Origin of the sequence: Lentzea kristufekii (genome assembly GCF_033949925.1) — a bacterium.
In the GTDB taxonomy this organism is placed as follows: domain Bacteria; phylum Actinomycetota; class Actinomycetes; order Mycobacteriales; family Pseudonocardiaceae; genus Lentzea; species Lentzea kristufekii.
The window spans coordinates 441107-455667 of sequence record NZ_JAXAVV010000004.1 but is presented as its reverse complement, the minus strand read 5'-3'; the positions used below and the strand labels follow the sequence as shown (position 1 = coordinate 455667).

The 14561-nt window shown below is 70.6% G+C and carries 17 protein-coding genes; 9 read left to right on the top strand and 8 right to left on the bottom strand.

Translation table 11 applies throughout. The features are described from left to right. Window positions 1-66 precede the first annotated feature (66 nt). Window positions 67-1260, top strand: a complete 1194-nt coding sequence (locus SK571_RS11350; protein ID WP_319983995.1) for an RNA-guided endonuclease InsQ/TnpB family protein — start codon at window positions 67-69, stop codon at window positions 1258-1260. 30 nt (window positions 1261-1290) lie between these two features. On the opposite strand, the gene SK571_RS11345 is transcribed toward SK571_RS11350, so the two are convergent. Further along, complete coding sequence (locus SK571_RS11345) at window positions 1291-2475, bottom strand: cytochrome P450 (protein WP_319983994.1); 1185 nt, start codon at window positions 2473-2475, stop codon at window positions 1291-1293. A gap of 81 nt (window positions 2476-2556) precedes the next feature. On the opposite strand from SK571_RS11345, the gene SK571_RS11340 reads away from it, so the two are divergent. The 3 genes from SK571_RS11340 to SK571_RS11330 are packed head-to-tail and all read left to right on the top strand — an operon-like array spanning window position 2557 to window position 4114. Then, window positions 2557-2883 (top strand): plasmid stabilization protein, encoded by a 327-nt coding sequence (locus SK571_RS11340; protein ID WP_319983993.1) that lies wholly within the window; start codon window positions 2557-2559, stop codon window positions 2881-2883. Continuing rightward, a complete protein-coding gene (locus SK571_RS11335; protein ID WP_319983992.1) occupies window positions 2861-3547 on the top strand; it encodes a hypothetical protein in 687 nt (228 codons plus the stop codon). Before SK571_RS11340 ends, SK571_RS11335 begins: the two co-directional genes overlap by 23 nt. Window positions 3548-3559: 12 nt before the next feature. Further along, window positions 3560-4114 (top strand): hemerythrin domain-containing protein, encoded by a 555-nt coding sequence (locus SK571_RS11330; RefSeq protein WP_319983991.1) that lies wholly within the window; start codon window positions 3560-3562, stop codon window positions 4112-4114. A 123-nt stretch (window positions 4115-4237) separates the two neighbouring features. Here the strand turns inward: SK571_RS11330 and SK571_RS11325 are convergent, their stop codons facing one another. The 4 genes from SK571_RS11325 to SK571_RS11310 are packed head-to-tail and all read right to left on the bottom strand — an operon-like array spanning window position 4238 to window position 6490. Continuing rightward, window positions 4238-4450: a DUF3040 domain-containing protein gene (locus SK571_RS11325; RefSeq protein WP_319983990.1), complete on the bottom strand. Its 213-nt coding sequence runs from the start codon at window positions 4448-4450 to the stop codon at window positions 4238-4240. 34 nt (window positions 4451-4484) lie between these two features. Then, a complete protein-coding gene (locus SK571_RS11320; RefSeq protein ID WP_319983989.1) occupies window positions 4485-4652 on the bottom strand; it encodes a hypothetical protein in 168 nt (55 codons plus the stop codon). A 45-nt stretch (window positions 4653-4697) separates the two neighbouring features. Next, window positions 4698-5093: a tRNA (N6-threonylcarbamoyladenosine(37)-N6)-methyltransferase TrmO gene (tsaA, locus tag SK571_RS11315; RefSeq protein ID WP_319983988.1), complete on the bottom strand. Its 396-nt coding sequence runs from the start codon at window positions 5091-5093 to the stop codon at window positions 4698-4700. Then, entirely contained in the window at window positions 5093-6490 is a 1398-nt protein-coding gene (locus SK571_RS11310) for a protein adenylyltransferase SelO (protein ID WP_319983987.1), read from the bottom strand. Before SK571_RS11310 ends, tsaA begins: the two co-directional genes overlap by 1 nt. A gap of 139 nt (window positions 6491-6629) precedes the next feature. Between SK571_RS11310 and SK571_RS11305 the strand changes: the two genes are divergently transcribed. The 3 genes from SK571_RS11305 (at window position 6630) to SK571_RS11295 (ending at window position 9141) form a co-directional block, all read left to right on the top strand. After that, window positions 6630-7562: a COG4315 family predicted lipoprotein gene (locus SK571_RS11305; protein ID WP_319983986.1), complete on the top strand. Its 933-nt coding sequence runs from the start codon at window positions 6630-6632 to the stop codon at window positions 7560-7562. A gap of 77 nt (window positions 7563-7639) precedes the next feature. Further along, window positions 7640-8086 carry a hypothetical protein gene (locus tag SK571_RS11300; RefSeq protein ID WP_319983985.1) on the top strand — a complete coding sequence of 149 codons (447 nt, stop codon included), beginning with the start codon at window positions 7640-7642 and terminating at the stop codon, window positions 8084-8086. A gap of 140 nt (window positions 8087-8226) precedes the next feature. After that, window positions 8227-9141, top strand: a complete 915-nt coding sequence (locus SK571_RS11295) for a DUF6891 domain-containing protein (RefSeq protein ID WP_319983984.1) — start codon at window positions 8227-8229, stop codon at window positions 9139-9141. Here the strand turns inward: SK571_RS11295 and SK571_RS11290 are convergent. Both SK571_RS11290 and SK571_RS11285 read right to left on the bottom strand, forming a co-directional pair. Beyond that, window positions 9104-9487 (bottom strand): HNH endonuclease, encoded by a 384-nt coding sequence (locus SK571_RS11290; RefSeq protein WP_319983983.1) that lies wholly within the window; start codon window positions 9485-9487, stop codon window positions 9104-9106. The two genes, SK571_RS11295 and SK571_RS11290, sit on opposite strands and share 38 nt — an antisense overlap. Beyond that, window positions 9471-10400: a LysR family transcriptional regulator gene (locus tag SK571_RS11285; RefSeq protein WP_319983982.1), complete on the bottom strand. Its 930-nt coding sequence runs from the start codon at window positions 10398-10400 to the stop codon at window positions 9471-9473. Before SK571_RS11285 ends, SK571_RS11290 begins: the two co-directional genes overlap by 17 nt. On the opposite strand from SK571_RS11285, the gene SK571_RS11280 reads away from it, so the two are divergent. Beyond that, the gene (locus tag SK571_RS11280) at window positions 10378-11493 is read left to right on the top strand and encodes a TDT family transporter (RefSeq protein ID WP_406601964.1); all 1116 of its coding nucleotides are present in this window, start codon (window positions 10378-10380) and stop codon (window positions 11491-11493) included. The two genes, SK571_RS11285 and SK571_RS11280, sit on opposite strands and share 23 nt — an antisense overlap. Window positions 11494-11505: 12 nt before the next feature. After that, the gene (locus tag SK571_RS11275; protein ID WP_319983980.1) at window positions 11506-12894 is read left to right on the top strand and encodes a hypothetical protein; all 1389 of its coding nucleotides are present in this window, start codon (window positions 11506-11508) and stop codon (window positions 12892-12894) included. Here the strand turns inward: SK571_RS11275 and SK571_RS11270 are convergent. After that, window positions 12860-14554 (bottom strand): hypothetical protein, encoded by a 1695-nt coding sequence (locus SK571_RS11270; RefSeq protein WP_319983979.1) that lies wholly within the window; start codon window positions 14552-14554, stop codon window positions 12860-12862. The genes SK571_RS11275 and SK571_RS11270 overlap by 35 nt on opposite strands. Window positions 14555-14561: the final 7 nt, after the last annotated feature.

Sequence of the window (14561 nt, the reverse complement as noted above, 5' to 3'; positions counted from 1 at the left end):
CGGGGCGATACGGCGTTCACAACCCAGCCGCACGGGCACACGCGGTGGCTGGGTAATCTGTGAACGGTGAACGGGCTGGTGAAGCGGGCGTTCCGGTACCGCTTCCATCCAAGCGAGGCGCAGGCTGCGGAGCTGTCGCGCACGTTCGGGTGTGTCCGCAAGGTCTACAACTTGGCGTTGCAGGCCCGTGCGGAGGCGTGGACGCTGCGTGGGGAGCGGGTCGGTTACGAGGCCACGTCGGCGTTGCTGACCGTGTGGAAGCGCACCGAGGAACTGGCGTTTCTGGCCGAGGTGTCGTCGGTGCCGTTGCAGCAGGCGTTGCGGCATCTGCAGGCTGGGTTCACGAACTTCTTTGCCGGGCGTGCGCGGTTTCCGCGGTTCAAGTCGCGGAAGAAGTCGCGTGCGAGCGCGGAGTACACGCGGTCGGCGTTCCGGTGGCGTGACGGTGCGCTCACGCTGGCCAAGATGTCCGAGCCGCTGGACATCCGCTGGTCCCGGCCACTGCCCGACGGCGCGGTGCCGTCGACGGTGACCGTGTCCCGGGACCCGGCCGGGCGCTGGTTCGTGTCCGTGCTGACCGAAGACCCGAGCGTGACACAGCTGCCTGCTACCGATTCGGTGGTGGGCATCGACGTCGGCCTCGACCACCTCCTGGTCCTCTCGACCGGGGAGAAGATCGGCAATCCCCGGCACGAACGCCGCGACCGCACGGCGCTCGCGAAGGCGCAGCGGGCCTTGTGCCGCAAGCAAAAGGGCAGCGGTAACCGGGACAAGGCCCGCGTCAAGGTCGCCCGTGTCCACGCTCGGATCGCTGATCGGCGTACCGACTTCCTGCACAAGATCACTACTCGGCTCGTGCGTGAAAACCAAACGCTCGTGATCGAGGACCTCGCAGTGTCCAACATGGTCGGCAATCACCGCCTGGCCCGCGCGATCATTGACGCGGGCTGGCGGCAGTTCCGGCAACTGCTGCAGTACAAAGCAGACTGGTACGGGCGGGACGTGATCGTCGTGGATCGCTGGTTCCCGTCGTCCAAGCTGTGCTCGGTCTGCGGCGCGCTCGCGGCGACCATGCCGCTGCACCTGCGCACCTGGACCTGTGGCTGCGGCGCGACCCATGACCGGGACGTGAACGCGGCACGCAACATCCTGGCCGCCGGGCTGGCGGCGTCGGTCTGTGGAGCCGGTGTAAGACCTCAACGGAACCCTCCGGGCGGGCAGTCGGCGACGAAGCAGAAAACCCTGCAGCGCGAGCCGTAGGAATCCCCCTCGTTCACGAGGGAGAGGGAGTCAAGAGACGCGAGTACCCGTCGGCTGGGCCGGCATGCGGATGCCGAAGTGGTTCAGCGTGCCCGGCAGCGGAGCGCTCAGCGCGGGCAACGCGAGGTGCTCGGAGAGTGTGTCCAGCATCGTCGCGGCGGTGGTCAGCACCAGGTCGCGGCCGGGGCACTCGCCGGGTCCGGCGCTGAACGGCACGATCGCCGGGTCGCGCGGCTCGTCCCAGATCTCCGGGGCGTACCGGTCGGCGAACGGCAGCCGGTCCGGGTCGCGGTGGAAGAACGGCGTGAACACGACGAACTCGGTGTTCTCCGGCAGCCACGTCCCGTGCCAGCGGGTGGCGATCGTGCTCTCGCGCAGGATCACCGGCGTCGTCGGCCACAACCGCGCGGACTCCAGGATGCCGTTCATGCCGCGCGCCCCGATGGCCAGCGCGCGCAGCGTGACGATTCCGGCCGCGTCGAACGCGAACAGCCAGTGCGGCACGTGACCGGACAGGTCGCCGGGCTGCGCGGCCAGACTGCCCTCCTCGCGCCGGGCCAGGTGTTCGTCGAGCCGGCGCTGGAAGCGTTCCCGCAGGTCGCGCTGCTTCGGGTGCAGGAACGCCCAGTTGGCGTTCTGGCGCAGCGCCTTCAGGTCGTCGGTGAGCTGGTCGTCGCCGCGGGCGCCGCTGCCGAGGACGATCCTGCGCGCGATGCGCCACCACGCCTGGTTGAACGCCTCCCACGTCAGCTCGCCGGTGCTCATCACGTGCCGGGTGAGCAGATCGGCCTCGTCGCGCACGATCGCCTCAGCCGGCACGTTCTCCGGTCGCAGCGCGCGTTCGTTGAGCCGGCGCAGCCGATCCCGTTCCGGCCCCTCGGAGATGAGCACCCCGTGCGGCTGGAAGTGTTTCAGGGCGGCCTTCTTCTCCTTCGTGGCCAGTGCGAACGGCTCCGGCGACCCGGCGAGCAGCCTGCCGACGTCGGTGGGGTCGACCAGCACCGCGACGCTGCGGCCGGTGATGCGCAGGCGCACCGGTTCCGGGCCGTAGCGGTCGCGCAGCCTCCGCATCGCGTCGATGGCCCTCGTGTCGGACTGCACCTTCTCAGCGGCCGCCATGACGCCGGGCCTGCGGACGATGACGCCCTTGGCGAGGGTGGGCAGCAGCACCGTCGCGAGCACGCGCGCGGTGTCGAGTCGGGAAGAGATCGCCATGCCCCTGGCTACCCGGTCGATCGGGTGTGAATCGTCCTGACCGGGGGTATTCGCGGACCAGCATCGAGTCAGGAGGTCGTGATGCCCGCGGGATCGAACGCGAAACGGGAACGCCAGTACGAGCACATCAAGGACTCCGCCGAGGACCGAGGCGCCTCACCGAAGCGCGCGAAGGAGATCGCGGCGCGGACGGTGAACAAGAACCGGGCCCAGGCCGGTGAGTCGAAGACGGCGAGCAGGTCGTCCACTGAGGACATGTCGCCGCAGAAGCGCGGCGGCCGGCGCTCGGGCACCAACCGCCCGAAGGGCCTCACCAAGGAACAGCTCTACAACGAGGCCAAGAAGAAGAACGTGAAGGGCCGTTCCACGATGACGAAGAAGGAACTTGCCCACGCGCTCGGACGCTGACGTGCAGGAAGTGGACAAGGCGTCGGCGCTCACGATCCTCACGATGGAGCACAACACGCTGCAGATGATCCGCACGGCGACGATCACCGACGCGACCGGACGAGCGGGCCACCTGCTGACGACGATCTCCGCGTCCATGATCGCTCTCGGGTTCGTCGCGCAGGTGGTCCCGCGGACCGTGCTGCTCACGTTGCTGCTGGTCGTCTTCACCGCGCTGTTCCTGATCGGGCTCGCCACCCTGTTCCGCACGGTGGAACTGACCATCGAGGACGTCCAGGCGGGCCTGGGGATCAACCGCATCAGGGCCGTCTACGCCGAACTCGAACCGTCCACAAGGGACGTGTTCGTCCGCCAGCTGCACGACGACACCCTGGGCGTCGAGGTCGACGCCGGCCAGACCGGCTGGCGCAACGCCAGGCGCCCACGGCTGATCGGCACCGCTCTGGGAGTCGCCGGCCTCGTGAACCTCGTCAACGGACTCGTCGCCGGCGTGATCGCCGGCGCGGCCTCCGGTCTGCTCGGCACCACGCTGACCTGGTCGATCGTCATCGCCGTGGTCGTCGCCATCGCCGTGATCACTGCTTTCGGCGTCGCGCTCGGCCGAATCGGACGGCGCGGCATCGCGCCCATCTCCACGCGCTATCCGAGGAACCACCCGAACTGAAGGAGAACCACCATGCAGTACGACGTCGTCGACCTGATCATGCAGGACCACCGCGAGGTGGAGCGCCTGTTCGACGAGCTGAAGAACCACCCGGAGAAACGGCCGCTGCTCACCCCGGTGCTCTGCGGCCTGCTCGTCGCCCACAGCCGCGCCGAGGAGGGCGAGGTCTACCCGGTCGCCAAGGACGCGGGCGGGGAGGACGAGGTCGAGCACAGCCAGGAGGAGCACGCCGAGGCCGAGCAGCTGCTCGCCAAGCTCCTCGACACCGACTACGACTCGCCGCAGTACGAGAAGGCGCTGCAGGACGTCGTCGACTCCATCACCCACCACGTGGAGGAAGAGGAGAAGACCGTTCTGCCGGGCATGCGCAAGCGACTCAGCGCGGAACGCCGGTACGAGCTCGGTGAGGCGTTCGCGCGCAGCCGCGCCGACCACCTCGGCGAGATGCCGGGTCAGGCCACGCGCGAGGAACTGCTCCTGCAGGCCAAGAACCTGGGGCTGGACAACGTGTCGAGCATGTCCAAGGAGCAGCTGCGCAAGGAGCTGCAGAAGGCGGCTTCCTCCTGAGCGTCTTCAGCGCACGGTCTGGATGGGCACGATGGCGGGGTCGCGGTGCAGAGCCGCGGCCCCGTCCGTGCGTCTGGTGACCTGCCTGCCGCCGCGGTCAGGCGCGGTCAGGCAGCGCGGCCGTCACCCAGGTGATCCCTGACGCTTCCTGAACGACAGCGCTGCCAGCACGGCGACCGCGCGCTGACGCAGGTTCCTCTGCGCGAGGGGGCCTTCGCTCAGCGCGCGGGCCAGGTCCGGGTCGGAGACGCGGAGGCGGTCCTCGATGTCGACGAGCCGCTGGTGTTCCTCTCGACTGAGCATGGTGTGCTCCAGGGTGAGGTCCGGCAGTGCCACGACACCTGTACCCGGCTTTTCACGGTTCAAACCACTAGATCGGCCTGGGTTCCGGCGGCAGCGGGTCGGGGTCCGGTCCGGGCGGGCGAAGGGGATCGGGGTCCGGTCCGGGTGGCTGGGGCTGGTCGGGTCCGGTGGGGCGCGGCTGGTCGGGTCCCGGCGTGGTCGGCACGGGCTCGGCCGGCGGTACTGGTTGGCTCATGACGACGGGGTACCCGCCGGTCAAACCCCCCGCTTCCCCGGCAGGTCAGCGTTCCCTCCCCAGCACCGGCTTGACGTCGACGATCGGCGTGCCGTCGACGGCTTCCAGGTGCGCCACCCGCACGCCGAGGCCGTCCACCGCCGTGATCCGGACGTGGTGCAGTCCGATGGGGTTCGGCCGGTCCGGCGACCGCGTGGAGAACACGCCTGTCTCCGGCCGGTCCGGGTCGCTGCGGGGGTGCACGGCCAGCACCGACCTGTCGGCGCGGTCGAGCCAGGTGAGGACCAGGACCTCCTGGCCCGGTCGCAGTTCCCGCATCGCCCGTGCGTACTCGGGCGCGAACACGAGCAAGGCCTCCGGCGCGCCCTCGTCCGCCTGCCTGGGCGCGGCGGAGCGGTCGGTGAGGGGCGATTCGACGTGGCCGATCGGCTGCAGCTTCATCAAGTCCCGCAGTAGGTCCGGTAGGTGGCACTGAAGTCCTGCGGCGCAGGAGCCGCGAAGTATTCCAGGCCGGGCCGTTCGCCGAACGGGGAGGTAACCGCTTTCAGCAACCGGTCGAACGGACCCATGTCCCCGTCCGCCCCGGCTGCCAGCGCCTCCTCCACGAGGTGGTTGCGCGGCACGTAGACGGGGTTGACCCGGTCCATCGCCCCGCCGTCCGGCCCGAGCTGCCGCCAGCGCGCGAGCCACGCGTCGATGGCCGCGAGGTCCAGGAACAGGGAGCGGGCCGGCTCCGCGTCACCCCGGGCGGCCTTGCCGAGCAGGTGGAAGAACGACGTGAAGTCGACGTGGTTCTCGTGCATCAACGCGAGCAGGTCCTTGAGCAGGGGCAAGACGTCACCGGACACGCCGAGCTTCGCCCGCATGCCGGCGATCCAGGCCTCCTCGAAGTGCGCGTCGAACGTCCGCAGCGCCGGGAGAGCGAGCGAGACGGCCTCGTCCTGGTCATCGGCGAACAGCGGCAGGAGGGCTTCGGCAAGACGGGCGAGGTTCCACTCGGCGATGATCGGCTGGTTGCCGTACGCGTAGCGGCCCTGATGGTCGATGGAGCTGTACTTCGTCGTCGGGTCGTAGGCCTCCATGAACGCGCACGGGCCGTAGTCGATGGTCTCGCCGGAGATCGTCATGTTGTCGGTGTTCATCACGCCGTGGATGAAGCCGACGAGCATCCACTGGGCGACCAGGGACGCCTGGGCTGCCACCACGTGCGAGAAGAACTCCAGGTAGGTGCTGCCGGGGTGGTGGCGGGCGATCGCGTGGTCGGCGAGGCGGCGCAGCAGGTCCAGGTCGCCGGTGTTGCGGGCGTACTGGAAGCTGCCCACGCGCAGGTGCGAGGCGGCGACCCTGGCCAGGACGGCGCCCGCCAGCGGTTCCTCGCGCTGGACGACGTGGCCGGTGGAGACGACGGCCAGCGCTCGGGTCGTGGGGACGCCCAGGGCGTGCATGGCCTCGCTGACGACGTACTCCCGCAGCATCGGTCCGACAGCGGCCAGCCCGTCGCCGCCGCGGGCGAACGGGGTGCGGCCGGAGCCCTTCAGGTGCAGGTCGCGCAGCCGGCCGTCGGTGTCGGTCAGTTCGCCGAGGAGCAACGCGCGCCCGTCGCCGAGCCGGGGGGAGTAGCCGCCGAACTGGTGACCGGCGTAGGCCTGGGCGACTCCGCGGCCGCTCACGAGAAAGGGCAGACCGTCAGCGCGCAGCCAGGCGGGGTCGAGGCCGAGCTCCTTCGCGAGTGGCTCGTTGAGTGCCAGGAGTTCCGGTTCGGAGACGGCGGCGGCCTCCCACGAGACCGCCATCTCCGGCACCGCGTCCGCGAAGTCGCTGCTCAGGCTGATGTTCACGCCTCCAACGGTACCGGGTGAGCTTCGCGGTGACTGTGATCGCGCTCTCACCTCGAACCCGGCTGAACCGTTCGGAGGGGCTGTACGTGATGGGGGGTGAACAGGTTGACGACAGTCCACTCAGGAATGAGAAAAAACAATGCGTCGCAAGCAAGTTGGGCTCGTTGCTGCCCTTTTCGCGGTCGGTGTCGTCGCTCTGACGGCCTGCGGTCAGGGTGCCGCGCAGTCCGGTTCCCCTGCCCCTTCCCAGGAACAGGCCCAGGAGCAGAACGCGCCGGACGCGTCGGCGGAGACCGACCCGCAGTCCGGTGTGGACCTCGTGCGCGGATCAGCGAACTCCAACAAGGCCGACCGGAACACCGGCGACCGCGCTCCGGCCACCGCATCCCCTGAGGTCAAGCAGAAGTGGGTCGAGCTGCGCGTCGCCAACGCCGGCGGTCTGGAGCCCGCCGTCGTCAACGGGAAGGGACTCTCGGTCTACTGGTTCAGCGACGACCCGGTGAACGGCGGAGTGTCCAACTGCAACGGTGACTGCGCGAAGACGTGGCCGCCGGTCACGGTCGCCAAGGGCACCAGGCTCTTCTTCCCCGGCATCAAGCGGGAGAACATCGGCTTCGTCAAGCGCCAGGACGGCGCGACCCAGGTGACGATCGGCGGCCGCCCCGTCTACCTGTTCAGCAAGGACGAGAAGGCCGGTGACATCAAGGGCCAGAACGTCGGCGACAAGTGGTTCGTCATCAACCCCGAAGGCAAGCGCGCCGTCGCTCCCGCCGAGGCTCCTGTCGCCCAGCCCGCTCCGCCGGCTCCCGGCACCAAGCCCGCGAACGCGGTGACCTTCTTCTCCGGCAAGAACTTCGACGACTTCAGCGGCGACAACTTCGCGACCCGCGTCAAGGTCGAGGCCAAGTGCGCCGACTTCCGCAGCGGCTTCAAGTCGCTCTCCCCGGACGGCGCGGTGAAGATCTGGTCCGAGCCGGGCTGCAAGGGCAAGTCCGCCGTCGTGAGCGAGGACGTCGTGGACACGGCCGCCCTCGGCTTCCCGGACGGCGTGAAGTCCTACATCCGCGCGTGAACCTGATCGGGTGAACGACAAGGCCGCCAGAGCATCCCCGGCTCTGGCGGCCTTCTCGTCTCGCTACGCTGCTCGGCATGCGCTACTCCGCCATTGCGCTGGCTTTCCTCCTGGTCGGGTGCGGTGCCGGGACGTCGTCCCTGCCCAGGATCACCCCGGCCGTGACCTCGGCCACCGGCTCACCGCTGCCAGACCTGCAGCCCAGGCTCGACGCGATCGGCGTCCTGCTCACGGACTGCGCCGCCCGCCTGCGCGGCGAACCCGTCGCCCCGGCCGACAACTGCAGCCACGTCATGCCCGACGTGACAGGGGTGATCGACGAGGTCGAGAAGCAGGCCGCCAAGCTGCCGCCCGCGGGCCAGGCCGCGCTCTCCGACGTGCGTCGCCAGCTCGCCGAGATCGGGCCGTGCGAGCCCTGGTTCGCGGCCGGTGGGGTGAGCGAGGACGGGCAGCTCAACGCCCGCTGCAAGAAGGCGTGGGACGCGCTGTACAAGGGGTACAACGCCGTTCGCAACTCCGCTTAGGTCGTGTCCTGCGAGTTCGTTCGGTGAGAGGCGCGGGCGAGCGACCCGGAGGCGGTGCCGCCGCCAGGGCCCTCGGCCGCCACTGTCGCCGGACGAGGCTTGCAGGACACACGACCCATGCCCGCTATTAGAGTCTCCGCATGCTCGAGATCGTGGTGGAGACGGAGACCGGGGAGCGGCACGTGCGCGTGTCCGCCGAGGCGCTGGCCGGTCTGGTGCGGCGCATCGGTGGCGAGGGGGACCGGTTCCTGATCCTCCAGAGGGTGCCCGACCTGCCCGGTGTCTTCGCCCAGATCTGGCACGAGAACGGTGGCGACTACACGGTCGAGCACCGCGACGGTGGCCCCGACCGGCACTTCACGGCGACGGCCGGGCTCGACGGCGCCGTCGCGGCGCTCACCGGCTGGGCACGCCAGGACGTCGGGTGGGACAGCGGTCTCCCGTGGTCGTCGCTGGGCCTGCCGCCCGCGCCCGCGGTGCCGCCGCTCGACCTCGGTGACGCCGACCGCGCGCAGCTGGAGGACCGCGTCCGCGAGGCGCTGGCCGGTGGTTACTCCTCCCGCGCCCAGCTCACGGAGCTCGCCGAGGAGTACCTCGTCACCGAGGACAGCCGGCCCGTGTCGCGGGAGCAGGCGGCGGCGCTCGTCGACCGGTTGTGGCTGGAGCGGGTCGCGGAACAGGCCACGTGGCGGGGTGAGACCGATCCCGAACGCCTCACCCGCGCGTTCGCCGCGCTGGAACAGGCCGGCATCACGGCCCGCGAGAACTTCACCTGCTGCCGCACCTGCGGCCAGGCCGAGATCGGCGGCGAGAGCGTGCCGGGTGCGCGTGGCTTCGTCTACTTCCACAGCCAGTGCACGGATTCCGCCGCGGCCGGCCACGGTCTGACGCTGCTGTACGGCGGGTTCGACGGATCGGCCGAGACCACCACCGCCATCGGTGACGAGGTCGTGGCGGCGCTGGCGGCGGCAGGCCTTCAGACGAGGTGGGACCGCGATCCCGGGCGGTCCATCACCGTCACGCCTCTGGAGTGGCGACGGCGTCTGGTGGGGTAGCGAAGCGGGCGGTCAGCTCGGCCGAGATCTCGTAGTGGCGCACCAGGAACGTGCGCTCGTCGAGCTTCTTGCGCCGCAGCCAGCCCGTCACCTCGGCGTTGCACTTGCTGGCGTTGCACGATCCGCACGCGGGCACGACGTTGCCCAGCGTGTAGCGGCCGCCGCGAGAGATGGCCTGCACGCAGTCCTTCTGCAGCGAACCGGCCGGAGCCGCGCAGTACGCGCAACCGCCCCACGACGTCTTGAGGGCGTCCCACTGCGCGTCCGTGAGGTCGTGGACGACGCGGGCCATGCGCTTCTTGCGCTTGCGCGCGGCGCGAACCTGTTTGCTACCGCCGGTCGGCACGGTGGGTGAGAGTACGCGTCGCGATGGTCAACAGGTCGGAGGCGGGTCCCCGGGGTGTCCGGCCGGACGGCCAGACCGCCCTCAACGCGCGGTGCAGGTCCACCTCGCCGACCTCGACGCGGACGAGCGTGCGGGCGGCGATGTCCGCGGCCACGGTGTGGAGGCTGAGCACGGCCGGGCCGATGCCCCCGATCGCGGCCGCCTTGATCGCCGTGGTCGACGACATCTCCAGCAGCGGCACCGCGGACTCGGTGATGCCCGCGATCCCCAGCGCGTGCTCCCAGGCCTGCCGGGTGCCCGAACCGGACTCCCTGCTGACCATCGGCGTCGCGGCGGCCTTCGCGGCGGCGACCCGGCGGCGCCTGGCCCAGGGATGGGCGGGTGCGACGACGAGGACGAGCTCGTCCGTGGCGACGACGCGGCTGGCCAGGCCCGCCGGCACGTCGGTGCTCTCGATGAACCCCAGGTCGGCCTTCCCGGCCAGCACCTGCTCGGCGACGTGCACCGAGTTGCCCGCCGACAGCACGGTCGCGGTGTCCGGGCTGACGGACCGCAGCGCGATCAGCCACGCGGGCAGCAGGTACTCGGCCACGGTGAGGCTCGCGGCGATCCTGAGGTGGCTCTGCCGGTCCGCGCGCAGGCTGGTGATGCCGGCGTCGAGGTCCGCCGCGCGGACGATCACCTGCGCTGCCCAGCCGGCCACGAGCTGACCCGCCGTGGTGAGCCGCGCGCCGCGCGAGGTGCGTTCCAGCAACGTCACGCCGACGCGGGCCTCGAGGGTCCTCAGCCGCTCGCTGGCACTGGGCTGCGACATGCCGTGCGCCTTGGCCGCCCGGCCGATGCTGCCCAGCTCGGCGACGCTCAGCAGGAGGTCGAAGCTGGTCAGGTCGGTGACCCTGGGCGGGAGCGGCATAGGGGCAGCCTATGTCCACATCGGCTGTTGGTGTCTACCGAGGCAGGCCCGGCACGAGGATTGTCATGTCGTGACCGCTCTCGCACCTCGACCACACCGTGCCCCAGAGGTGCGACGAGCGGCGCCTTTCGGCCCGAACCTCTTCGCGTCCGTGATGGGGACGGGGATCGTCGCCACGGCCGGTGCCTCGATGCCCGGCCTGCACACCGCCGCCACGTACGTGTGGGCGCTGGACGCCGCGCTCCTGGCGTTCCTGGTGGCCGCAGCTCTACGGCGCTGGACGTGGAGGACGGTGCGCGCGCAGCTCGCCGACCCCGTGATGGCCCAGTTCTGGGGTGCGCCGCCGATGGCGCTGATGACCGTCGGCACCGGAGCGCTGCTGCTCGGGAAGGACTGGATCGGGCTGCCCGCCGCGCTGACCGTCGACTGGACACTGTGGACGATCGGCACGGTGCTCGGGCTCGCGACGTCGGTGCTGGTGCCGCTGCGGATGATCGGCAGCGGCGAACGCGCGTTCGCCGGGTGGCTGATGCCCGTGGTGCCGCCGATGGTGTCCGCCGCCTCCGGTGCCCTGCTGGCGCAGCACCTGCCGGAAGGCTCGTCGCGGCAGGCGATGGTGCTCGGCTGTTACGCGTTGTTCGGTGTCAGCCTGTTCGCGACGATGGTGATCGTGCCGCAGATCTGGCAGCGGCTGGTGCAGCACGGCCTGGGCGCCGCCTCGACCGTGCCGACGCTGTGGATCGTGCTCGGGCCGCTGGGCCAGTCGATCACCGCGGCGAACCTGCTCGCGGGCGTGCACGTGGTGCCGGGCCAGACCGCGTTCGGCGTGTTGTACGGCACGATCACGTGGGGGTTCGCCCTGCTGTGGGTCGCGCTCGCGGCGGCCGTCACCGTGCGGACCGCGCGGCGCGGGCTGCCGTTCGCCTTGACGTGGTGGAGTTTCGTGTTCCCGCTCGGCACGCTGGTGACCGGCACGAGCGCGCTCGCGGTCCGGGTGCCGTCGGCGATGTTCTCCGGGGTGGCCGTGGTGTTGTACGGCGCGTTGGTGGCCGCGTGGGCCACGGTGGCCGTGCGCACGCTCTTGCAGCGGTAGAGTGTCCCGGATATGGGGGACCACAGCGCAAGCGAAGAAGATCCGAACGTCCGCTACGTCGTCGTTCACGTTGAGGGGCAACGGCTTCCGCTCGCCGTCGTGCGGCTGACCGGTGACGTCGAGGAGGCCTTCACGCACGACCTGTGCTGGGAGCCGTCGGATCTGCTGAGCCGCGTTCCGTCCGAACCGGACTGGCAGGCCCGTGACGTGAACGTCGGCCACGCCAACGGGTTCCTGGTCGAGATGACCAAGACGATCCGCGCGCGGACGCACGAGTCGGAGCTGACCGACTACAAGTACTACGCGTCGTTCAAGCAGGCCCTCGGTGTGCTCGATCTGACCACTGTGGACCGGTTGATCCGCCGGCCGGAGGGCCAGGTCGAGGAGGAGTACGCCGGGCACGAGACGTGGGAGCCCAGCGACAAGCTCCACCGCATCGACTTCGGCCACGACGTGCACGAGGAGTACATCGCGCTGAGCCTCACCGAGGCGGCGTACGTCAAGCGGCTGGTCGACGCGCAGTGGGACCGCGGCTGCTCCCACCACGTCGTCCTGGTGGACGGCCTGCCGGTGGCCGCGGTCACCAAGGTGGTGGACGACCCGGACGGCGAGCTCGGTGAGCTGGCCTTCACCGGTGAGCCGGAGCCACAACCGTCGAGACTGCTCGACCAGGCCACCCGCGAACCGCGCATGACCGCCGTGCGGACGTCCATGGCGAGCGTCGTCGAGACGATGGCGCGCCTCACCGTGCGCTGGCGTAACCGGGCGCGGGCGGAGGAGACCGCCGGGTACGCGGTCTTCCACCGGCTGACCGACGTCCTCGACCTCGACTCGGCGTACGACGTCGTGCCGAAGCTCAAGCGCCGGCACGAGTTCTCCGTGCCGCTCGACAGCTCCGAGCGGGACGACCTGGCCGCGCGCCTGCGCGTCCGCAACGCCCGTCGCGCCGCCCAGCCCATCGGCGGACACTTCTACTTCGCCGTCTTCTGGCGGCTGCGCGGGGTCACGAACCTCGACAACGCGTACTCGCTCCTCCGCGTCCCCGCTGACGGCTCCGAGCGGTGGGAGATGTTCCTGCGCGAAGGTCACTGGCTGCGCACGGGCAAGCCGCGGAAGCTGATCACCCTGCCGCTCACGAGGTCCGGCCTCCAGCGCGTCACGCGCAAGATCGCCTCGGCGGAGCCCCGCTTCTTCGAGATCCGCGGCGAGCAGGGCCGAGTCGCGTTGCTGCGCCTCACCGGAAGCGTCGAGGAGACCTCGCAGGACTCCGGCTGGGTGCCGTCCGAGCTGCTGGGGCGGTGGCAGGACGAACCCGGGTGGGTGATCTCCGAAGTGGAGCCCGCCGGCATCGAACCGCATCTGCGGCTCAGTCAGGCGGAGGTGGAGCAGCTGACTCGCTGAGCGTCCGGTAGCGCTCGTGCAGCCGTTGCAGCGCCTGTTCCTCCGCCTCCAGAGCCGGAAGTTCCGCGAACTGCCTGGCGCGACTGAGACAGAGCTTCAGGAACTGCAGTGAGCCGAGCAGGTCCGGAATCACCCACGTCTGCGACTCGCGGACACAGCCGCGCTGGAGCGTGATCGTCCCCCGGATCGCGTTCTCGGCCTCGCTCCAGCGGTGCAGCTCGGCGAAGCAGAGGGCCAGCGCCCCCGTGGCGGTGGCGCACATGGCGGCGTAGGCGGACGGGAACCGCTGCACCAGCGCGTACAGCACGCGGGTCGCGGTGAGGTAGCCCTCCAGCGCGTTGGCGTGGTCACCGCGGGCGGCCAGGCGGTTCGAGAAGTTCAGCACGACCTGGGCGTACTGAGGGCCGTACGAGTCCGGGTCCTGCCGGTGCAGGTCCTGGATCAGCAGCAGGGCCTGCTGGCCGACGTCGAACGCGTCCTGGCCCGCCCGGTCCAGCGCGGTCGCGTGGACGTCGAGGGCGGCGACGTAGCGCGGGAGGTGCCGGGCGGGGTCGCGGTCGGCCAGGTCGCGCAGCAGCGCGACCGACTCGGCGGCGAACTCGGCCGCGCGGCCGGGCTCCCCGGTGTGCACCGCGCAGGCGAGGCCCAGTGCGGCGGCCTGGTCGCTGGGTTCGAGTCCGCGGGACAGTTCGAGGACTTCGAGCGACACGGCGGCGGCTCTGGCATGGTTTTGCACGGCGTCGTTGCTCGTGACGACGCATTGCAGCGCGTCGAAGAGGAGGATCTCGTGGCCCAGGCCACGAGCGATGGCCACGGCCTCGTCCGCCTTCTGCCGGGCGTACCAGTGGTGGCCGAGAGCCGCGGACGCCCGGCACAGCACGACCAGCGCTCTGACTCGCAGCTCCGGTGGACCGGCGTTCTCGGCGCCACGTTGGGCGAACGCGGCGGCGTCGTCCGGCCGGTGGCCGTCGAGCATCCGGACGGCGAGCTCGATGTCGATCAGCGCGGAGGGCTCGCGCTCCGGATCGGGTTCGGTGGCCTCACCCCGGCGGGTGAAGAGGTCCAGCGCGACCTCGGCGGCGGCAGAAGCCAGCCGTGTGTCGTGCCGGGGCAGGCTGAGATAGGTGTCGAGGGCTGTCTCGTCGCTCACGACCGGGAAGGCCTGTCGCAGCAACGCGATGAGCCGTGCGGTGTCGGTGACCGACGCCGACGCCCGCGCCAGTGCGGGCAGGTAGTCGTCCGGGGCGTCCGACAAGGCCTGTGACAGAGCCAGATCGGCGGCCTGCGCGGCGACGTCTCCCGTACCGGCAAGCCGGAACAGCGCTTCCAGTGCGTGCGGACGGTCGGCCGGAGCGACGGCGCGCAGTGCGTCGACCAACACGTCGGCGCCCCTGTCTGCCTCCCCGTAGGCGTTCAACGCTTCGCGCACCAGTTCGTGGCCCGACTCCACCGGCGTGAGCACTTCGGCGGTGCGGTGGACGTCGTACCTCCGGGCGGCGAAACCCGGCAGCGCGGTGAGCAGCGCTTCGGCCGATCGCCTGTCGCGGAAGGGGAACAGGGCGGGCAACGCCAGGGTCAGCGCCAGCGTGATCGGGTCGTCGGCGAAGCCGAGCCCGGCGTCGCGGACTCTCTCGCGCCAGCGTTCCAGCTCCTCCGGCATGGGATCA